15 protein-coding genes are annotated in these 18,899 nt (G+C 74.1%); 3 read left to right on the top strand and 12 right to left on the bottom strand.

What is annotated here, in order from left to right; all coding sequences use genetic code 11:
- Positions 1–162: 162 nt before the first annotated feature.
- From ACFYOV_RS32605 to rimP, 8 genes are all read right to left on the bottom strand, one after another.
- Positions 163–4,485: a trypsin-like peptidase domain-containing protein gene (locus tag ACFYOV_RS32605; protein ID WP_389094074.1), complete on the bottom strand. Its 4,323-nt coding sequence runs from the start codon at positions 4,483–4,485 to the stop codon at positions 163–165.
- A 235-nt stretch (positions 4,486–4,720) separates the two neighbouring features.
- Entirely contained in the window at positions 4,721–5,626 is a 906-nt protein-coding gene (gene truB / locus ACFYOV_RS32600) for a tRNA pseudouridine(55) synthase TruB (RefSeq protein ID WP_389094072.1), read from the bottom strand.
- Positions 5,623–6,072 carry a 30S ribosome-binding factor RbfA gene (gene rbfA / locus ACFYOV_RS32595; RefSeq protein ID WP_344646086.1) on the bottom strand — a complete coding sequence of 150 codons (450 nt, stop codon included), beginning with the start codon at positions 6,070–6,072 and terminating at the stop codon, positions 5,623–5,625. Before rbfA ends, truB begins: the two co-directional genes overlap by 4 nt.
- A gap of 48 nt (positions 6,073–6,120) precedes the next feature.
- Positions 6,121–6,414: a DUF503 domain-containing protein gene (locus ACFYOV_RS32590; RefSeq protein ID WP_389094069.1), complete on the bottom strand. Its 294-nt coding sequence runs from the start codon at positions 6,412–6,414 to the stop codon at positions 6,121–6,123.
- A 198-nt stretch (positions 6,415–6,612) separates the two neighbouring features.
- Complete coding sequence (gene infB / locus ACFYOV_RS32585) at positions 6,613–9,672, bottom strand: translation initiation factor IF-2 (protein ID WP_389094067.1); 3,060 nt, start codon at positions 9,670–9,672, stop codon at positions 6,613–6,615.
- Positions 9,673–9,835: 163 nt separating this feature from the next.
- Positions 9,836–10,117: a YlxR family protein gene (locus tag ACFYOV_RS32580; protein WP_389094065.1), complete on the bottom strand. Its 282-nt coding sequence runs from the start codon at positions 10,115–10,117 to the stop codon at positions 9,836–9,838.
- Between the two features lie 102 nt (positions 10,118–10,219).
- Complete coding sequence (gene nusA, locus ACFYOV_RS32575; RefSeq protein WP_389094063.1) at positions 10,220–11,206, bottom strand: transcription termination factor NusA; 987 nt, start codon at positions 11,204–11,206, stop codon at positions 10,220–10,222.
- Between the two features lie 2 nt (positions 11,207–11,208).
- Positions 11,209–11,742, bottom strand: coding sequence for a ribosome maturation factor RimP (rimP, locus tag ACFYOV_RS32570; protein WP_389094061.1), 534 nt, complete (start codon positions 11,740–11,742; stop codon positions 11,209–11,211).
- Between the two features lie 205 nt (positions 11,743–11,947).
- On the opposite strand from rimP, the gene ACFYOV_RS32565 reads away from it, so the two are divergent.
- Genes ACFYOV_RS32565 through ACFYOV_RS32555 form a run of 3 tightly spaced genes read left to right on the top strand, consistent with a single transcriptional unit; the run spans position 11,948 to position 13,901 of the window.
- Complete coding sequence (locus tag ACFYOV_RS32565) at positions 11,948–12,487, top strand: hypothetical protein (RefSeq protein ID WP_389094059.1); 540 nt, start codon at positions 11,948–11,950, stop codon at positions 12,485–12,487.
- A 3-nt stretch (positions 12,488–12,490) separates the two neighbouring features.
- A complete protein-coding gene (locus ACFYOV_RS32560) occupies positions 12,491–12,955 on the top strand; it encodes a ferritin-like domain-containing protein (protein WP_389094057.1) in 465 nt (154 codons plus the stop codon).
- A 46-nt stretch (positions 12,956–13,001) separates the two neighbouring features.
- Positions 13,002–13,901, top strand: a complete 900-nt coding sequence (locus ACFYOV_RS32555; protein WP_389094055.1) for an aminoglycoside phosphotransferase family protein — start codon at positions 13,002–13,004, stop codon at positions 13,899–13,901.
- A 1,179-nt stretch (positions 13,902–15,080) separates the two neighbouring features.
- Here the strand turns inward: ACFYOV_RS32555 and ACFYOV_RS32550 are convergent.
- From ACFYOV_RS32550 to ACFYOV_RS32535, 4 genes are all read right to left on the bottom strand, one after another.
- A complete protein-coding gene (locus tag ACFYOV_RS32550) occupies positions 15,081–16,781 on the bottom strand; it encodes a proline--tRNA ligase (RefSeq protein WP_389094053.1) in 1,701 nt (566 codons plus the stop codon).
- Between the two features lie 72 nt (positions 16,782–16,853).
- Entirely contained in the window at positions 16,854–17,423 is a 570-nt protein-coding gene (locus ACFYOV_RS32545; protein ID WP_389094051.1) for a GNAT family N-acetyltransferase, read from the bottom strand.
- 84 nt (positions 17,424–17,507) lie between these two features.
- Positions 17,508–18,356, bottom strand: a complete 849-nt coding sequence (locus ACFYOV_RS32540; RefSeq protein ID WP_389094049.1) for a GNAT family N-acetyltransferase — start codon at positions 18,354–18,356, stop codon at positions 17,508–17,510.
- 189 nt (positions 18,357–18,545) lie between these two features.
- A partial coding sequence (locus ACFYOV_RS32535; protein ID WP_389094047.1) for a flavodoxin-dependent (E)-4-hydroxy-3-methylbut-2-enyl-diphosphate synthase occupies positions 18,546–18,899 on the bottom strand: 354 nt, incomplete at its 5' end.

The raw sequence follows: 18,899 nt of genomic DNA, 5'->3' as shown, positions 1-18,899 counted from the left end.
GAAACCTCGTCGAACCCGAGTCCGTGGACTTCTCCTGCGCAGGTCTAAGGGTGCCATGCCGCCTGCCGCGGACCCGCATCGGTATGGGGCTGTGACCGGGCGCACGCAGGGCTGCGGCAGCCGACGCCCCTGGTGGCCCGGGGTGGGACGGTGCGGTGCGGCTCAGGCGGGAACTCGCGGGCCGGCCAGGGTTTCGACCGTCCGCCGGGTGACGGGCCCGACCACCGCCTGCCATGTCTGCGGGGCCTCGGCCAGCCAGCGGGTCACGGCGGCGGCGAAGCCCGGGACCTGGTGGGCCAGATCGACCAGGGCGCGCTCGAAGCGGGCGGCGCCGTCCGGGGTGCGGACGAGCAGCACGCCGGTGCGGTGAACGAGGTCGCGCCGCTCGTCGTCGGTGGTGCGGGCGGCGGCGCGGAGCACCGCGTCCAGGACCGCGGGGTCGTCCTCGCGGGCGAGGAGCGTGTCGAGCAGGTGACGGCGCAGGGAGCGGCAGGCGGGTGTGCCCGGATCGGCGAGAACACCGGCGAGGGCGGCGCGCAGCGGCTCGGGGCCACCGTCCAGGAGCCCGGTGAGCAGCGGGAGCAGCACGGCACGGTCGTCGGTCCCCGGGCTCACCGGTGCCGCCTGCCACGGCGGCTCCGGCCGCTCCCGCCGTCCCGCCTGGGCCGTATGGTCCGGAAGCCGCTCACGACCCATACGGCCCATGCGCCGGTCCACGTACGCGGCCGTGTGACCGGCCAGTCCCGGCCGCTCCACCACCACCTCCCGCACGACATCGGCGATCCGCCTGGCCAGCCCGGGCGTGGCGGCGTCGAGCAGCACCCGCAGCACCTCACCGGCGCCGGGCTGTGCGAGCCGGGCGCGGAAGGCGTCCAGGACGGGGGCCGGGTGGGTGACGAGGGCGGATCGGGGTTGGTGCCGTGGGACGCGCTCGGGGGCCGGCGCAGTGGGTGCGGGGCCGGGGGGCGGCGGGGTGAGGGCGGGGGCGGCGTGCGGGCCGGGGCACGGGGCGGAGGCGGGCTCGGGGTTCAGGGCAGGGGTGGACGCAGTGTCCGGTCCGGGGCACGAGGCCGGGCAGGACCCGGCGTCGGCGTGGGGAACCGGCCCGGTGTGCGGGACAGCGGTGGGGTCGGGGGCGGGGGCTTCCGTCAGTGCGGTGGGTGGGAAGAGCGGGTCACCGGCCGCGAAGTGGAGCAGAGCCCGGGTGAGGTGGCGGTCCCTGCCGTCCGGGTCACGGACGAGGAGGGCCAGCGCACCGCCGTGCAGGGCGCGGTCGGCGGTGCGGACAAGGACGGAGAGGGCCGCGTAACGCAGCAGGACCCGGTCGGCCGCGTCCCGGGCGTGCGGCGCGGCACGGAGCCCGTACGTCACCGCGGCAGCCCGGCGCGCGGGGCGCTCGTCGTGCGCCCACCGGTCCACCGCGCGGCACACCGCCGAGGGCTCCTCCTCGGCGAGCACGGTGAGCAGCTGGTCGGCCCGTCGCCGCAGGCTGCCGACCGACCCCTCGCCCTGCCCCACTGCGGTCACCGCGGCCGACCGCTGGGCCGGCCACCCGGCGAGCCCCCGCGCCGGAACCTCGGCGAGCCCACGGGGGTGCGCCCCGGCGGCTCCGTGGCGCCGGCCGTCGGCGAACGCAGGGGCCGACGCCTCCGGGACCGCGTGGGCCGACCCCTTTGGAACCACGGGGACCGACCCCTCCGGAACCACCGGGGCAGGCCCCTCGGCGACCACCCGGACGTGCGCCTCGACGATCCCAGGCGCCGTTCCGGCGAACGACCCCCCGGCGACTCCACGCACCCCGTCCTCACCACCCGCACACGCCGCTCCCCCGGCCCGCCCCCCGGCGGACGTACCGGTCGCGTCCGCGGTCGGCATCCAGGCCCCCGCGCCGGGCACCCCGGCCGAAGCCGACCTGAGCGCCCTGGGCAACCCCCCGCCCGTCGCCCCGCCCAGCCCGTCCGCCGCCCCGTCGGGCACCCCGGTCCACCTCCCGGACTGCACACCGCCCGGCTCCCCTGAAGTCCTCCCGCCGGCCCCCTCCGAGACCGCGTGGCCCAGTGCCTCGGTCAGGGTGTCCACGGCGCGGTGGCGGTGGATGTGGAGCAGGGCCTGTGCCGCCGTGGCCGCGGTCGCGTGCGGGGTGGCGGGCAGGGGGCGCTCGTCCTCGAACCACCGGACCAGGCACGGGAGTACGGCGACGAAGTCGTCGGCGATCAGCCGGGCGGCCGCGTCGAGGTACCGTTGCCCGCCTTCACACGGGGGGCCGTCGGCGTGGAGGAGCCTGCGCAGCAGCTCGAAGCGTGTCTCCAGGGGCAGCCGCAGACCGGTCCAGAAGGCCGGCCCCAGGTCACCCGGCACCGTCCGCAGTCGCTGCCGCCACGCCACGATCCGGTCGGCGAGCAGCCCCAGCACGTGCGCGTACGGCGTTGCGTCGGGCATGCGGGCGATCGTCAGGCAGAGCAGCCGGGCCGCCCACCACGAGCCGGGGTCGGCGTCCAGCGCGTGCACCAGGTCCGCCAGCCGGGCGGCGAGGGCGTCGGTACCGTGCTGCCGGCGCAGGAGCAGCAGGGCCTCGACGACGGGGCCGGCGCGGTGGTGCGGAACGGGGTCGTCCTGGCCCCCGGGCGCGGTGCGGCGGCCGTGCACCAGGGCGCGCAGTGCCCCGTCGAGGTCCAGGTGGAGGCCCTGGATCCAGTCGGCCAGTTCCTCGTGCGCGAAGCGGTAGCCGGGACCGGCGGGGACGAGGAGACCCTCGGCGAGCACGGCGGACGCCCAGCCGGTGCAGCCGTCCGGCCCGCCCGGGGCCGGACCGGCCGGGAACAGCTCCTCGAACGACTCCCGGTCCAGCCCGCCCGCCCCCGCGACGAGACCGCGCCGGGCGGCCTCGTGCACCTGACCGGCCACCTTGGCGGCGAGCCGCCGTACGGCCGTGCCGTGCAGGCCGTTCCCCGCGGCGAGGCGCTCGGCGATGCGCAGGCACATCAGGTCCAGGTACGACGAGAGCACGTCGTGGCGCTCGAGACGGTCGCCCGGGGCGTCGGGACACGCGGCCCGTACCTCGGCGAGCAGCCGGAGGGTGAGGGGGTGCCGGGCGTCGGCGTCGCTCAGCGCACCCTCGGGAATCCCATGCCGGGCGCTCGCCTGCCGGGCCTCGTCCTCGGTGAGGTCACCGAGCCGCACGCACGCGGGCAGGCCGTCACCGTGTTGCTCCCCGTCCCCGCGGTGCAGCAGTTCCTCCGGGAAGCGCGCACCCGCCGCCTCCCAGTACTCCGCCCGGCATGCCGTCACCAGCCGCACCCCGGTCTCCCGCAGCCACAGCACGGTCCCGCGCGTCCACTCGTCGAGGCGGCGGGCGAGGGCCGGGGGCATCTCCTCGGGGCCGTCGAGCACCAGCAGCAGCGGACGCCCGGCAGCGCGTGCGCAGTGGGCCAGACGCTCCGGTCCGGTGGCGCCGGGGTGCTCCGGTCCGGTGGCGCCGGGGTGCTCCGGGCGGTGGTAGCCGGCCGCCCGTTCCAGCGCCCGCCGGGCCGCGTCGGCGATCGAGGCGTCGGCGTCGCGCAGATCGGCACCGCGCAGCCACAGCGTGGGGTGCCCGGCGCGGTGTCGGCGGGCGGCGAGCGCCGCCAGCTCGGTGGTGCGGCCGCTGCCGGGTGGTCCGACCAGGCCGAGCACCAGCGCCGGGCCCTGCTCGAACGCGGTCCACTCCGCCGCGCATGCGGCCCGCTCGACCGGTTCCCCCACCCCTGGCGCGAGCGCGCCCGCCGGGTTGCCCTGCCCTTCCACGGGGACGGTCAGGCGCAGCACCCCGGCGAGGTTGAGGTCGGGTCCGTACGCGGGCACGGTCGCCGCGTTGACCGCCAGGAGTTCCGCGAGCGCCTCGGCCGCCCCGCCGCCGGGCATCCGGCACCGCAGCGGCACCGCGAAGCCGGTGTCGCGGTGGCCGGAGCGGAGCGCGGTGCCGAGGACGCCGAGCACGGCACCGGTGGCCCCGTCCAGGACCGGGCCGCCGGCCGCCCCGCCGCCCGGACGGAGCGCGTCGCGGCCCGCGGTGCCGATGGCCAGCTCCAGCACGTCGCCGATGCGGTGGTGGTGCTCGGTGGCGGTGTACGTCGCGGCGGTCTCGCCGAGTACCCGGGCCTCGCGCCAGCGCCCGGCGGCGATCCGCACATAGGTGCCGCTGTCGACACGGTCCCGCGCGGTGACGGGCAGCGGCGGGACGCCGAGCCCGTCGGTTCGGATCAGGGCCAGGCCGAGGCCGGGCAGGGGCGTCACCTCGTCGGCGGTCACCACGCGGTGGGGGCCTACGGGGGCGTGCAGCACCAGGCGGGACAGTCCGTCCACCGTCTCGTGTGCGGTGACGACCGTGCCCCGGTGGTCGGCCACGAAGCCGGTGCCGCGGGGCCGCCCGGCCGGGTCGTGGATCCGGACGAGACCGTCGTCCCGGGTGAACTCCTCACGGGGCCGGTTCCCCGACGTCGATGTCATCGCCGAACCTCCCGCCGTGCATCCGTGCCTTGCGCCCGACCTTAGGCGGAGATGATCAGCGGGAACGATCACTCGGGGAAAGCGCCCCCTTCCACTCCCCCGGTTCACTCCGAGCGCCCGCACTTACGGGTGAACGAAGCAGCTCGGATGGATAGACCCTAGGGGTGGGGGAACCGAGGGGGACCCGTGGAGCGGCGGCACTGCGCCATCCCCGTGACGCCGCTCCACGGGCTGGTCAGCCGAAGACGGCCAGGCTCTTGGCCTTGCCCCGGTGCTCCTCCACCAGCGCCAGGAACCGCCCCTCGGGATCGAAGACGGCCACGGGCCCGGAGCCCGCGTAGGCCTCCGGCATCTCCAGCCGCACCCCGTTGGTGAGCAGCCGGGCCCGTCTGGCGTCGACGTCCCAGCGCGGGAAGGCGGCCGCGGCAGCCTCGGCGATCGGCATCACGGTCAGTTCCCGCTGGAGCTGGTCCAGGGTCCGCGCGGATTCCAGCTTGTACGGGCCGACACGGGTGCGGCGCAGCGCGGTCAGATGACCCCCGACCCCGAGATCGGCGCCCAAATCCCGGGCCAGGGCCCGGATGTAGGTGCCGGAGGAGCAGACGACGGACACCACCAGGTCGAGCACGGGGGTCCCGTCCTCTGCGACACCGCCGCGCACGTCGTGCACGGAGAACGACGAGACGGTGACCGGCCGGGCGGGGATGTCGAAGTCCTCGCCGTCACGCGCCCGCTTGTAGGAGCGCACGCCGTTGATCTTGATGGCGCTGACCTTGGACGGCACCTGCATGATGTCGCCGGTCAGCTTGGCGATCGCGGCGTCGACGGCCTCGCGGGTGACCCCGGAGGCGTCCGTGGAGCTCGTGGTCTCCCCCTCGGCGTCGTCCGTGAGGGTCGTCTGCCCGAGCCGGACGGTGCCCAGGTACTCCTTCTCCGTCAGCGCGAGGTGGCCGAGGAGCTTGGTCGCCTTCTCGACGCCGAGGACCAGGACACCGGTCGCCATCGGGTCGAGGGTGCCGGCGTGCCCGACGCGGCGGGTGCGCGCGATGCCGCGCATCTTGGCGACCACGTCGTGCGAAGTGAAGCCCGACGGCTTGTCGACGATGACGAGGCCGTCGGGCGTGATGTGCTTCTGCGTCATTCGGCGGTGTCGTCCGTCTCGTCGTCGCCCGGCTTGCGGTACGGGTCGGCGTCACCGGCGTACGCGGCGCCTGCGGAGGCCTCGCGCACCTTGGCGTCGGACTGGCGCGCCTTGTCGAGGAGGTCCTCGATGGTGCGCGCGGTGTCCGGCAGGGCGTCCATGACGAAGGTCAGGGTCGGCGTGAACTTCACGCCCGCCGCCCGGCCCACCTCGGAGCGCAGGATGCCCTTGGCGCTCTCCAGGCCGGCGGCGGCGGCCTTGCGCTCCTCGTCGTCCCCGTACACCGTGTAGAAGACGGTCGCCTCCCGAAGGTCACCCGTCACCCGGGTGTCCGTGATGGTGACGTGCGAGCCGAGCCGCGGGTCCTTGATCCCGCGCTGCAGCTTCTGGGCCACCACCTCTCGGATGAGGTCCGCCAGCCTTTTCGCCCGCGCGTTGTCGGCCACTGGTCCGTCTCCCGTTCTTTCCTGTCTGCGTTGTCGGAGCCTGGGTCGTCAGTCGTCTTCGCCGTGGAAGCGCCGCCTGACGGACAGCAGCTCCACCTCGGGGCGCCCGGCGACCAGCCGCTCGCACCGGTCCAGCACCTCGGACAGGTGCCCCGCGTCGCCGGAGACCATCGCCAGGCCGATGACCGCCCTGCGATGGAGGTCCATGTGATCCACCTCGGCCGCGCTCACCGCGTACTTGCGCTGGAGCTCGGCGACGATCGGGCGGACGACGGAGCGCTTCTCCTTCAGCGACCGCACGTCGCCGAGGAGGAGGTCGAAGGACAGTGTCCCCACATACATGTGTGAATCCGGTTCACCCGCCGGTACGGGATCGATGGCCCCGCCACTCACGTCGGCGGGGACATCAAGAAAGGTACATCGAACGAGCGCGCGGCTCGACGCGATTCTTTCCGGGGGTCCGGGGGCGGGCCCTCGGAGCACGGCACGGCCGGCCGGCGGGAACTCCTTCCCGCCGGCCGGCACTGGAACCGTGGGCCGTTACGCCCGCGGCTTCTCGCGCATCTCGTACGTCGCGATGACGTCGTCGACCTTGATGTCGTTGAAGTTTCCGAGGTTGATACCGCCCTCGAAGCCTTCGCGGATCTCGGTGACGTCGTCCTTGAAGCGACGCAGACCCTCGATGTTGAGGTTCTCCGCGACCACCTTGCCGTCGCGGATGAGGCGGGCCTTGGTGTTCCGCCTGACCTCGCCGGAGCGGATGAGCACACCCGCGATGTTGCCCAGCTTGGACGACTTGAAGACCTCGCGGATCTCCGCCGTACCGAGCTCGACCTCCTCGTACTCCGGCTTGAGCATGCCCTTGAGGGCCGCCTCGATCTCCTCGATCGCCTGGTAGATGACCGAGTAGTAGCGGACGTCCACGCCCTCGCGCTCGGCCATCTGCTGTGCCCGCCCGGCGGCGCGCACGTTGAAGCCGATCACGATGGCGTCCGAGCCCATCGCCAGGTCGATGTCGGACTCCGTGACCGCACCGACGCCGCGGTGCAGGACGCGGATGTCGACCTCTTCGCCGACGTCCAGCTGGAGCAGCGAGGACTCGAGGGCCTCGACCGAACCGGAAGCGTCACCCTTGATGATCAGGTTCAGCTGCTGGATCTCGCCGGCCTTGAGCACCTTGTCCAGGTCCTCGAGCGACACGCGGCGCGTGCGCTTGGCGAACGCGGCGTTGCGCTCACGGGCGGCACGCTTCTCGGCGATCTGACGGGCCGTACGGTCCTCGTCGACGACGATGAAGTTGTCGCCCGCACCCGGGACGTTGGTCAGACCCAGGACCTGGACCGGCGTCGACGGGCCCGCCTCGGCGACGTTGTTGCCGTTGTCGTCGAGCATGGCGCGCACGCGGCCGTAGGCGTCGCCCACCACCATCGTGTCGCCGACCCGCAGCGTGCCTCGCTGGACGAGGACCGTCGCCACAGCACCGCGGCCGCGGTCGAGCCGGGACTCGATCGAGATGCCCTGCGCGTCCTGCGTCGGGTTGGCCCGCAGGTCGAGCGAGGCGTCGGCGGTGAGGATGACGGCCTCGAGAAGGCTGTCGATGTGCAGACCCTGCTTGGCGGAGATGTCGACGAACATCGTGTCGCCGCCGTACTCCTCGGCCACCAGGCCGTACTCGGTCAGCTGACCGCGCACCTTGGTCGGGTCCGCGCCCTCGACGTCGATCTTGTTGACCGCGACGACGATCGGGACGTCGGCCGCCTTGGCGTGGTTGAGCGCCTCGACCGTCTGCGGCATGACGCCGTCGTTGGCCGCGACGACCAGGATCGCGATGTCGGTCGACTTCGCACCACGGGCACGCATGGCGGTGAACGCCTCGTGACCCGGGGTGTCGATGAAGGTGATCTTGCGATCCTCTTCGTTGACCTCGGTCGTGACCTGGTAGGCACCGATGTGCTGGGTGATGCCGCCGGCCTCGCCCGCGATGACGTTCGTCTTGCGGATGGCGTCGAGCAGTCGGGTCTTTCCGTGGTCGACGTGACCCATGACGGTGACGACCGGCGGGCGGACCACCAGGTCCTCCTCGTCGCCCTCGTCCTCGCCGAACTCCAGGTCGAAGGACTCGAGCAGCTCGCGGTCCTCCTCCTCCGGGCTGACGATCTGAACCGTGTAGTTCATCTCGTCCGCGAGGAGCTGGAGCGTCTCGTCCGAGACGGACTGCGTCGCGGTGACCATCTCGCCGAGGTTCATCATGACCGCGACGAGCGACGCCGGGTTGGCGTTGATCTTCTCCGCGAAGTCGGTGAGCGAGGCACCGCGCGACAGGCGAATGGTCTCGCCGTTGCCGCGAGGCAGCATCACACCGCCGACCGACGGGGCCTGCATGGCCTCGTACTCCTGGCGCCTCTGCCGCTTCGACTTGCGGCCACGGCGCGCGGGACCGCCGGGACGGCCGAAGGCGCCCTGCGTGCCACCGCGGCCACCGGGACCGCCGGGACGGCCACCGAAGCCGGGACGGCCGGCGCCGCCACCACCGAAGCCGCCGCCACCACCGGGACGACCGGCGAAGCCGCCGCCACCACCGGGACGACCCGCACCGCCACCGCCGCCGGGACGACCGGCGAAGCCGCCGCCGCCACCGGGACGACCGGCACCGCCGGGACGGCCGGCACCGGCCGGACCACGGCCGCCGCCGGGACCCGGGCGCGGGCCGGCAGCGGGACGCTGCGGCATCATGCCGGGGTTCGGACGCGGGCCGCCGGGGCCGCCGCCGGGACGGGGACCGCCCTGCGGACGCGGCATCGCGCCCGGGGTCGGGCGCGGACCGCCCGGAGCCTGCGGACGCGGACCACCGCCCTGGGCGCCGGGCGCCTGGGGACGGGGGCCGGCACCGGGACCGCCGGGACGCGCGCCCTGCGGGCGGGGCGCCTGCGGACGGGCCATGCCGGTGGAGCCACCGGAGGTGAAGGGGTTGTTGCCCGGACGCGGACCGGCCGGACGGGCACCCGGACGCGCACCGGCGCCGCCGGGACGCTGGCCCTGGCCGGCCGGACGGCCCTGGCCGCCCTGCTGGCCCTGACCGGCGGGACGACCGCCGGGCTTGGGAGCGCCGGGACGGGCACCGCCGGGCTTCGGCCCGGACGGAGCGGCCGGAGCGGCAGGCGGGGCCTGGAACTCGGGGGCTGCGGGGGCCGGACGCGGCGCGGGGCGCGGGCCCGGCGTCGGACGCGGACCCGGAGCCGCCGGTGCGGGCGCCGAGGGAGCCGCGGGCTGCTGCGCCGCCGCGGGCCTGGGCGCGGCCGACGGCTTCGGAGCAGCCGGACGCTCCCCGGCTGCCGGGACGGCGCGGGAGGCACCCCCGGCCTGCGCCGGAGACGGCGCGGCGGGACGGGGGGCGGCCTTCCGGGGGGCGGCGGGCTTCGCGGCCGACTTGCCGTTGCCACCGCCCTGCTGGAAGGCGTCAGTCAGTTTGCGTACTACGGGCGCTTCGATGGTCGAAGACGCCGAACGGACGAATTCACCGAGTTCCTGGAGCTTGGCCATGACGACCTTGCTCTCGACACCGAACTCCTTGGCGAGTTCGTAGACCCGGACCTTAGCCACTTCGCTCCTTTGAGGTCCGGGTTGCGGCCGGACCGTCGCTAGTTCATGGGCGTACTCATCGCGTACTCATCGAGTGCTCATCGCAATCTCGACCTGCTTTCGACTCGCGAGGTACCAGACCGCACGGGGGGTTCCGTACGGCACGTTTCCTACCGTGTTGCCTTCAGCAACCTTGTGCCTGCTCGACGTAGCCGCGCAACGCGTTTACATCGAGCGGTCCCGGGACGCGGAGCGCCCGCGGGAGCGCCCTGCGGCGCACCGCCTGGTCGAGACAGACCGGGGCGGGGTGCACGTAGGCACCCCGGCCGGGCAGCGTACCGCGAGGATCGGGGACGCATGCGTCCTCGACCGCCACGATGCGCAGCAGCTCGTTCTTGACCGCTCGCTCCCGGCACCCCACGCAGGTGCGCTCAGGGCGTGCGCGGGTACGTGTCCGGCCAGACACTTCTCAGTCTACCTCCCCGGACGGGCCTCACCCCTTTGGGGCAAGAATCGAACAGTTGCCGCGCACAAACCTGTCGTGATCTCAGCGACCCGCGGCTCGGAACTATTCCCCGGCCTGCTCGGTGTCCGGCCGGATGTCGATCCTCCAGCCGGTCAGACGGGCCGCCAGGCGGGCGTTCTGGCCCTCCTTGCCGATCGCCAGGGACAGCTGGTAGTCCGGCACGGTCACCCGCGCCGAGCGGGCCGCCATGTCGACGATCTCGACCTTTGACACCCGGGCCGGCGACAGCGCGTTCGCCACCATGTCGGCCGGGTCGTCGGACCAGTCGACGATGTCGATCTTCTCGCCGTTGAGCTCGGCCATGACGTTGCGCACACGGCCGCCCATGGGGCCGATGCAGGCGCCCTTGGCGTTCAGTCCGGACCGGGTGGACCGGACGGCGATCTTGGTGCGGTGGCCGGCCTCACGGGCGATCGCGGCGATCTCCACCGAGCCGTCGGCGATCTCGGGCACCTCCAGGGCGAACAGCTTCTTCACCAGATTGGGGTGGGTACGCGAAAGGGTGACCGAGGGACCTCGTACGCCCTTCGCCACCCGGACGACGTACGACCGCAGCCGCATGCCGTGCGGGTAGGTCTCGCCCGGCACCTGCTCCTGCACCGGGAGGATGGCCTCCAGCTTGCCGATGTCGACGAGCACGTTCTTCGGGTCGCGGCCCTGCTGGACCACGCCGGTGACGATGTCGCCCTCACGGCCGGCGTACTCGCCGAGCGTCGCGTCGTCCTCGGCGTCGCGCAGACGCTGGAGGATGACCTGCTTGGCCGTGGTCGCGGCGATGCGGCCGAAGCCGGACGGGGTGTCGTCGAACTCGCGGGGCTCCTGGCCCTCCTCGAGGTCCTCGGGGTCCTCCTTCGCCCACACGGTCACATGTCCGGTCTCCCGGTTGAGCTCCACGCGCGCGTGCCGGCGGCTTCCCTCGGTGCGGTGGTAGGCGATGAGGAGGGCCGCTTCGATCGCCTCGACCAGCAGGTCGAAGGAGATCTCCTTCTCCCGTACCAAACCCCGCAGGGCACTCATGTCGATGTCCACGGCTACGCCTCCTCTTCCTTCTTGTCGTCCTGCTCGGCGGACGTCTTCCCGGACGTGTCGTCCTTGCGGCTGAACTCGACCTGGACGCGCGCCCTGGTGATGTCGTCGAAGGCGAGTCTGCGTGCGGTGGCCTTGCGGCCCTTGACCCCGGGCACCTCGACGCCGAGACCGTCGTCGTCGACGTCCAGGATCCTGGCGACCAGTTCGCCGCCCTCGGTCAGCTGGAACTTCACCAGGCGGCCCGTGGCGCGCACGTAGTGCCGGCGTTCGGTGAGGAGGCGCTCCGCGCCCGGGGTTCCGACCTCGAGGGTGTACTCCCCGCTGCCCATCGCGTCCGTCTCGTCGAGCTTGGCCGAGAGCGTGCGGCTCACGTCGGCGATGCGGTCCAGGTCCGCACCGGTGTCCGAGTCGACGACGACGCGCAGCACACGCTTGCGGCCGACCGCGTCCACGGCGATCTCCTCGAGATCGAGGCCCTGTGAGCTGACGAGCGGTTCCAGAAGTTCTCGCAGCCTCTCGCTCTGGGTGGTGCTCATCCGGGTGACTCCTCGGCCGCGTGTGCTGTTGTGGGATGGGGCGCGTGTCTGGTCAAAGCGTATCCGGTCGCGGAGGGTGGTGCCTCCACCCGGTCACGCAGGGTGCCGCTGACCGCCGCCGGACGGGTCCCCGGGTACCGTGATCACGGGCCTGGGGCCCAGCTTCGCGTCGCCACGTTCGTACGAGCCCCCGAGGACGTCTGCCGTGCCGTTCCCCCCGTCTCCGCGCGCCCGTTCGGGGCCGCCCCGAAGGAGTCTGCTCGCCGTCGCCCCCGCGGCCCTGCTCGCGGCGGGCTGCTCCGCCCCGGACGGGGATTCCGCCGCCGTCGGCGGCAGCCGTCCCTCGGCCGCCGACCGGGCCCGTGCGCGGGCGGCGCGGGACAGCCGGGGGCTGGTCGAGCACTACGACGCGGTGATCGCCGCGCATCCGAAGCTGGCGGATCGGCTGCGTCCGCTGCGCGCGGCGAGCGTCCGGCACGCGGAGGCGTTCGGTGACTCCGCGCCGGCGTCGTCGAGCGCGCCGGCCATCGGGGCGGCACCGTCGCCGTCCAAGTCGCCCGGCGCGACGGTGCCCACCGTGCCGCCGAAGGAGAAGGACGCCCTCGCGGCGCTGGCCGCCGCCGAGCGGGAGGTCGCCGAGTGGCGCGGCAGGGCGCTGCTGGAGGCGCCGGGCGAGCTGGCCCGGCTGCTGGCCTCGGTCGTGGCGGCCGGTGCGGCGCACGTGTACCTGCTGACGGAGGGCTGACGGATGGACGAGGCGAAGGAACGCGAACTGCGGGCCCTCCAAGCTGCGTTGGCGGCCGAGCACGCGGCGGTGTACGGCTACGGGGTGGTCGGCGGCCGGATCGGCGAGGAGCGGCGCGCGGAGGCGCGGACGGCGTACGACGCCCACCGGGCACGCCGGGACGCGCTGGTGCGGGAGGTGCGGGACGCGGGCGGCGAGCCGGTCGCCGCGGCGGCTGCCTACGCGCTGCCCTTCCCGGTGCCCGATCCGGCCGCGGCGGTGCGGCTGGCCGCGGAGCTGGAGGACCGGGTGGCCGGGGTCTACTCCGACCTGGTGCGCTCGAGCGGCGGGGAGCGGCGCGGGACGGCCGCGGGGGCGCTGCGGGAGGCGGCGGTGCGGGCGGTGCGCTGGCGCGGCGAGAGCGTAGCCTTCCCTGGGCTCGCCGAGCGGGCCGGAGCGGCGTCCGGGACTGCGGCGCCGACGGCGTGACGGGGGCGGCAGGCACCGCGTACAGCACGAAGGGAACGACTCGGGCATGGTTTTCGAACCGCCGCAGCGTCTGGTGAGGGCGCTCGGTGAGACGGCTCCGGACGGTGACGACTGGCTGGAGAAGCTGCCCGAGGTGGTGCGGGAGGCCGCCGCGCTGCGCGAACTGGCCGTGGAGCGGGTGCAGGTGCCCGGGGGCCGCAGCAGCCTGGTGGTGCTGGTCCGGACGCCCGACGGCACGCCCGCGGTGCTGAAGCTGGCCCCGCGCCGGGCCCGCCCGGAGAGCGAGCGGGCGGCTCTGGCCCACTGGGCAGGACGGGGCGCCGTGCAGCTGCTGGAGCCGTTCACCGCGGAGGGTGTGCTGCTGCTGGAGCGACTGCATCCGGACGTGTCGGTGCGGTCGCTGCCGGAGGCGAAGGCCCTGCTGGAGGCGGCGGGGACGCTGCGGCGGCTGTGGGTGGAACCGCCCGGTGACCAGGTCTTCGAGACGGTGGCCGAGCGGACCGGGCGGCAGGCGGCAGCGATGCGGGCGAGCGCCGGGCGGGACCCGGAGGTGGGGCCGCTGGTGGCGGCGGCGCTGGCGGCACGCGCCGAGCTGGTGGCCGCGCCGCCGGAACACCTGCTGCTCCACGGGACGTTCCGGCAGAGCAAGGTGCTCGCCGGGGAGCGGATGCCGTGGCTGGCGGTGGGTCCGGACCCGGTGGTCGGCGAGTGCGCGTTCGATCTGGCCCGGCTGGTCCGCGACCGCGTGGAGGACCTCATCGCCCAGCCGTCGGGCGCGGCGACGACCCGGCGCCGGGTGAAGCGCCTCGCGGAGTCCCTGGAGGTCGACCAGGACCGCCTGCGCGGCTGGACCCTGTTCCGGGCGGTGGAGTCGGGGGTGAGGGCCCGCCGGGTGGGCCGTGAGCGGGACGCGGAACTCCTCCTGGAGTTCGCCGGCTGGCTCTGACCCCGCGGGGGTCCGCCGGGGCCGGTGGGCAGGAGGGCAGGAGTCCGCGCGGTGTCCCGGCCCGCGGCCAGTGCCGCGGCAGGGGGCGTGCAGCCGGACGGTCAGGATCACGGCCGCGCGGACGAAGACCGGCAGGCCCTGCCGGCGGCGGCGCTGCGGCCGGTCCGGGCAGCGTCCCGCGAGAAGGCGGAGCAGGGCGCCACGAGAGCCGCCCGCGGATCCTCCACAGGGGCCGTACGGGTGCGGCCCCGCCTGTCGCAGGGGCCGCCGTGCCCGTCGGCCGGGCTCGGCAGTGGTTCGCGGGTACGGTTCCCGGTCACACCGCGCGGTCTCTGTCGAGAGCGCGACGAGGCAGCGCCCGCCGCGACGCTCGTGGCAGCTCTGCGACGCCGTGCAGCCCCGGCCAGCAACCCGCCGCGGTGCCCGCCCGAGCCGCGTGCCGCAGGAGGGACCGCCGGGCAGCACGCTCGGGGGGGCTGAGCAGGACAGGGGGCGTGGTCACCGCTCAGGCAGGCAGGGCGCCGGGTGTGCAGCGGGGGTCGAGTACGGGGAGCACCGCCCGGGACACCGCGCCCCAGGGCAGCGCGGATGCGCCCCTCGGGGAGCCCCCGGGGCCCACCGCGCGGGCAGCGAGCGCAGGCCGCACATTCGGAGGACCCGGAGCAGCAGCGCACAGACGCCGCTCCAAGATGCGGTGCAGGAAGGTGTGCAGCCGCGCAGCAGCGGGTCCGGGACCCGATCACGCGCACGTCCGGGCGGCGCACCCGCCACGACGCGAGCGCCACCGCCGACGGCATGGGCGCACGGCGCCGTACCCGGATCCGCCGGAGTCCGCGACCGCGCCGCGCCGCGATCCGCCGGCCTTGCACCCGCTCGTTCTGTGTGGGGCTGCCGGGAGCGCGGTGGCGAGAGCAGGGTGTCGGGGACCGCGCCGGCCCATGGGCGCGAGAACATCCCCAGAAGGCGCCCGCGAGCACCACCCGCGCAGCCCCGCCCCACAGCACGCGGGGCAAGGGCGCCGCCCCGCACCATACGGAGCACCGCCCGGGCACCGTCGCGCACACCCACCGGACAGCGGGCCACACGCCATCCCGCCGACACCCCTCGGGAAGCGCCGCCCGGCCGTTCCCCGTAGGGGTGTCCGGGCGGTGGTGGGGCCGTGCTGTGCGGCTCGGTGGGTTACGCCGTGAGGCGGGTGATCGCTTCCTCCACGGTCAGTTCCTCCCGTTCGCCGGTGCGGCGGTCCTTCAGTTCCACGACGCCCTCGGCGGCGCGGCGGCCGGCGACCAGGATCTGCGGGACGCCGATGAGCTCCGCGTCGGTGAACTTCACGCCCGGCGAGACGCCGGCCCGGTCGTCGACCAGGACGCGGACGCCGGCGGCGGCGAGCCTGCCGGAGACGTCGAGGGCGAGCTCGGTCTGGAGGGCCTTGCCGGCGGCGACCACGTGCACGTCGGCCGGGGCGACCTCCTTGGACCAGACGAGGCCCTTGTCGTCGGCGTGCTGCTCGGCGAGCGCCGCCACCGCGCGGGAGACGCCGATGCCGTAGGAGCCCATGGTGACGCGGACCGGCTTGCCGTTCTGGCCGAGGACGTCGAGCTTCAGGGCGTCGGTGTACTTGCGGCCCAGCTGGAAGATGTGGCCGATCTCGATGGCGCGGTCCAGCTTCAGGCCGGTGCCGCACCTGGGGCAGGGGTCGCCCTCCTGCACCACGACGACGTCCACGTAGGCGTCGACCTCGAAGTCCCGCCCGGCGACGACGTTCTTGGCGTGCGTGTCGGCCTTGTTGGCGCCGGTGATCCAGGCGGTTCCGGGTGCGACGCGGGGGTCGGCGACGTACTTCACCTTGGGCAGGCCCTGCGGGCCGACGTAGCCGCGGACCAGGTCGGGCCGGGCGGCGAAGTCGTCCTCGGTGACCATCTCGACGACCGCCGGGGCGAAGTGCGCCTCGACCTTGTCCATGTCGACCTCGCGGTCGCCGGGCACGCCCACGGCCACGATCTCGCCGTCGACCTTGACGAGGAGGTTCTTCAGCGTGGCCGAGGCCGGGACGCCGAGGGAGGCGGCCAGGGTCTCGATGGTGGGGGTGTCCGGGGTCGGGATGTCCTCGGCGGCAGGCACGTCGGAGCCGTCGACCGGCTTCAGCTCGTACGTGATCGCCTCGGTGTTGGCCGCGAAGTCGCAGTTCGGGCAGTCCGCGAAGGTGTCCTCGCCGGCCTCCGCCGGGGCGAGGAACTCCTCCGACTTGGAGCCGCCCATGGCGCCGGCGGTGGCCGCGCAGATGCGGTAGTCGAGGCCGAGGCGCTCGAAGATGCGCTGGTACGCCTCGCGGTGCAGGGCGTACGACCGGGCCAGGCCCTCGTCCTCGGTGTCGAAGGAGTACGAGTCCTTCATGAGGAACTCGCGGCCGCGCAGGATGCCGGCCCGCGGACGGGCCTCGTCACGGTACTTGTTCTGGATCTGGTAGAGGATGACCGGCAGGTCCTTGTAGGAGGACGCCTGGTCCTTCACCAGGAGGGTGAAGATCTCCTCGTGGGTCGGGCCGAGCAGGTAGTCGCCGCCCTTGCGGTCCTTGAGGCGGAACAGCTCGGGGCCGTACTCGTCCCAGCGGCCGGTCGCGTCGTACGGCTCCCTCGGCAGGACCGCGGGGAGGAGCACCTCCTGGGCGCCGATGGCGTCCATCTCCTCACGGACGATGCGCTCCACGTTGGCGAGGACCTTCTTGCCGAGCGGCAGCCAGGACCAGATGCCTGCCGCGGTGCGACGCACGTAGCCGGCGCGGACCAGCAGCTTGTGGCTGAGGACCTCGGCGTCCGCCGGGTCGTCGCGCAACGTCTTGGCCATCAACTGGGACATGCGCTGGACCGGTGCGTTCGCCATGGTTCTCGTACTCCTGCTGCGTCTGGGTGATGACAGGAGGTTAGCCGGGCGGCGCGGGACGGCGGAAATCGGTTATGCGCGACGGAGTGGCAGGGGAGCGCCCATGACGGCGTAGGGCTTGGGGGCGCTGGGGAAGTGGACCTGGCGCGCGAGGTCCCGGTAGCCGAGGGAGCGGTACAGGCCGCGGGCGGGGCTCTCGACGTCGATCGCGGAGAGGATCGAACGGGGCTCGTCGGCACCGTCGGTGATCGTGGTGATCAGGGCGCGGCCGATCCCGCGCTTCTGGTGGCCCGGGTGCACGTGCAGCTCGGTGATGACGAACGAGTCGTCGAGCCAGTCGTCGTGGCCCTGGGCACGCAGATAGGGCTCGACGACGGTGGACCACCAGTGGGCGCGGTCGTTGGGCATGCCGTAGACGAACCCGACGAGGTGGTCGTCGGCCGTGGTGGCGCCGAAGGCCCGGGCGCCGGGGAAGGTCCAGTGCCGCAGCACGATCTGTCGCCGCACGGCCACCTCGTCCGGCCCGAGCCCGAACGCCACGGCCTGCACCGTCAGCGCCTCGTCGACGCGGGCGGCGAGGTCGAGGGGCGCGATCACGATGTCGTCGGGATGCGAGCGTCCGTGCCCGGGAAAGCGCAGCATGCCGGGAGACTACAGGGCGCCACCGCGGGTCGGGAGGACGGCGCCGGGACCGGCCGGGCCCGGGCCGGTCCCCGTGGTGTGGCCTCAGAACAGGACGCTCATGAAGGCTCCGACCTCCCGGAAGCCGACGCGCTCGTACGTCCTGCGGGCGGCCGTGTTGAAGTCGTTGACGTAGAGGCTGACCACGGGGGCGACGTCCGCGAGGGCGTAGGCCAGGACGGCGGCCATGCCGGGGGCCGCGTACCCCTTCCCCCGGTACTCGGGGGCGACCCAGACGCCCTGGATCTGGCAGGCGCGGTCGGTCGCGGCGCCGATCTCGGCCTTGAAGACCACCTTGCCGTCGTCGTCGAACCGGGCGAAGGAGCGGCCCGCGCCGACGAGTTCGGCGACCCTGGCCTGGTAGAGCAGTCCGCCGTCGCCGGCCAGCGGGGAGACACCGACCTCCTCGGTGAACATCGCCACGCACGCCGGCATGATCGTCTCCATCTCGTCCTTGCGGACGCGGCGCAGACAGGGGTCCGGGGCGATGTCGTCGGGCATGCGGTCGGTGACCATCAGGGGCTGGTGGGTGCGGACCTCGCGGGCGGGGCCCCACTGGGGCTCCAGCAGCCGCCACAGTTCGGCGGTGGGACCGGCGGGCCCGACGATGGACGAGCAGCGGCGCCCGGCCCGGCGGGCGCGGTCGGCGAAGGCGCGCACGGCCCGCGGGGTGGCGCAGATGGGGACCAGGTTCGCGCCCGCGTAGCACAGGGACGTCAGCATGCCGTCCTCGTACCAGCCCCACATCTCGCCGCCGAGCCGCCACGGGTCCAGGCCGGCAACCTGGACCCGGGAGGCCACGAAGGCGTTCGCGACCGGCTCGCGGTCGAGGACGGCGAGCGCGGCGTCGAGGTCGCTCGGTTCGAGGACCCGGGAGGTGGTCTGCGTCAACACGTGCGGGGCCTCACACAAGGGGTTCTGCTGGTTTTCCGCACTGTACCTTCGCAGCCTGTGCGGTGCCGCATCGCGCGCGCTGCCGCTGCCGCCGTTGGGCCGCCGCCCCGGGGCTCCCGCTGCGGGCCGGACGGGCCTCGTCCTCGATCCCACGGGCCGTGTCCGCCGGCCGGTGCCGCACCGACCCGCTCAGCCCGCCACCGACACCTCGGGTTCGCCCGAGGTCACACCCTCGGCCTCCATGCGCGCGGCGAGCTTCATGGCCTCCTCGATCAGGGTCTCCACGATCTTCGACTCGGGAACGGTCTTGATGACCTCGCCCTTGACGAAGATCTGCCCCTTGCCGTTGCCCGACGCCACACCGAGATCGGCCTCCCGGGCCTCACCCGGACCGTTCACCACACACCCCATCACGGCCACCCGCAACGGCACCTCCATGCCCGTCAGACCCGCCGTGACCTCCTCGGCCAGCTTGTACACATCCACCTGCGCCCGCCCGCACGACGGACACGACACGATCTCCAGACCCCGCTGCCGCAGATT

Origin of the sequence: Streptomyces sp. NPDC005931, from assembly GCF_042871235.1 — a bacterium.
In the GTDB taxonomy this organism is placed as follows: Bacteria; Actinomycetota; Actinomycetes; order Streptomycetales; family Streptomycetaceae; genus Streptomyces.
The sequence above is the reverse complement of the archived record's forward strand: the minus strand, read 5'-3'. Positions and strand labels throughout refer to the sequence as shown.

Coding starts and splice junctions, on each gene's coding strand:
- ACFYOV_RS32605 (WP_389094074.1), bottom strand. CDS start 4,485: ATGACATCGACGTCGGGGAACCGGCCCCGTGAGGAGTTCACCCGGGAC.
- truB (WP_389094072.1), bottom strand. CDS start 5,626: ATGACGCAGAAGCACATCACGCCCGACGGCCTCGTCATCGTCGACAAG.
- ACFYOV_RS32590 (WP_389094069.1), bottom strand. CDS start 6,414: ATGTATGTGGGGACACTGTCCTTCGACCTCCTCCTCGGCGACGTGCGG.
- rimP (WP_389094061.1), bottom strand. CDS start 11,742: ATGAGCACCACCCAGAGCGAGAGGCTGCGAGAACTTCTGGAACCGCTC.
- ACFYOV_RS32560 (WP_389094057.1), top strand. CDS start 12,491: ATGGACGAGGCGAAGGAACGCGAACTGCGGGCCCTCCAAGCTGCGTTG.
- ACFYOV_RS32555 (WP_389094055.1), top strand. CDS start 13,002: ATGGTTTTCGAACCGCCGCAGCGTCTGGTGAGGGCGCTCGGTGAGACG.
- ACFYOV_RS32550 (WP_389094053.1), bottom strand. CDS start 16,781: ATGGCGAACGCACCGGTCCAGCGCATGTCCCAGTTGATGGCCAAGACG.
- ACFYOV_RS32545 (WP_389094051.1), bottom strand. CDS start 17,423: ATGCTGCGCTTTCCCGGGCACGGACGCTCGCATCCCGACGACATCGTG.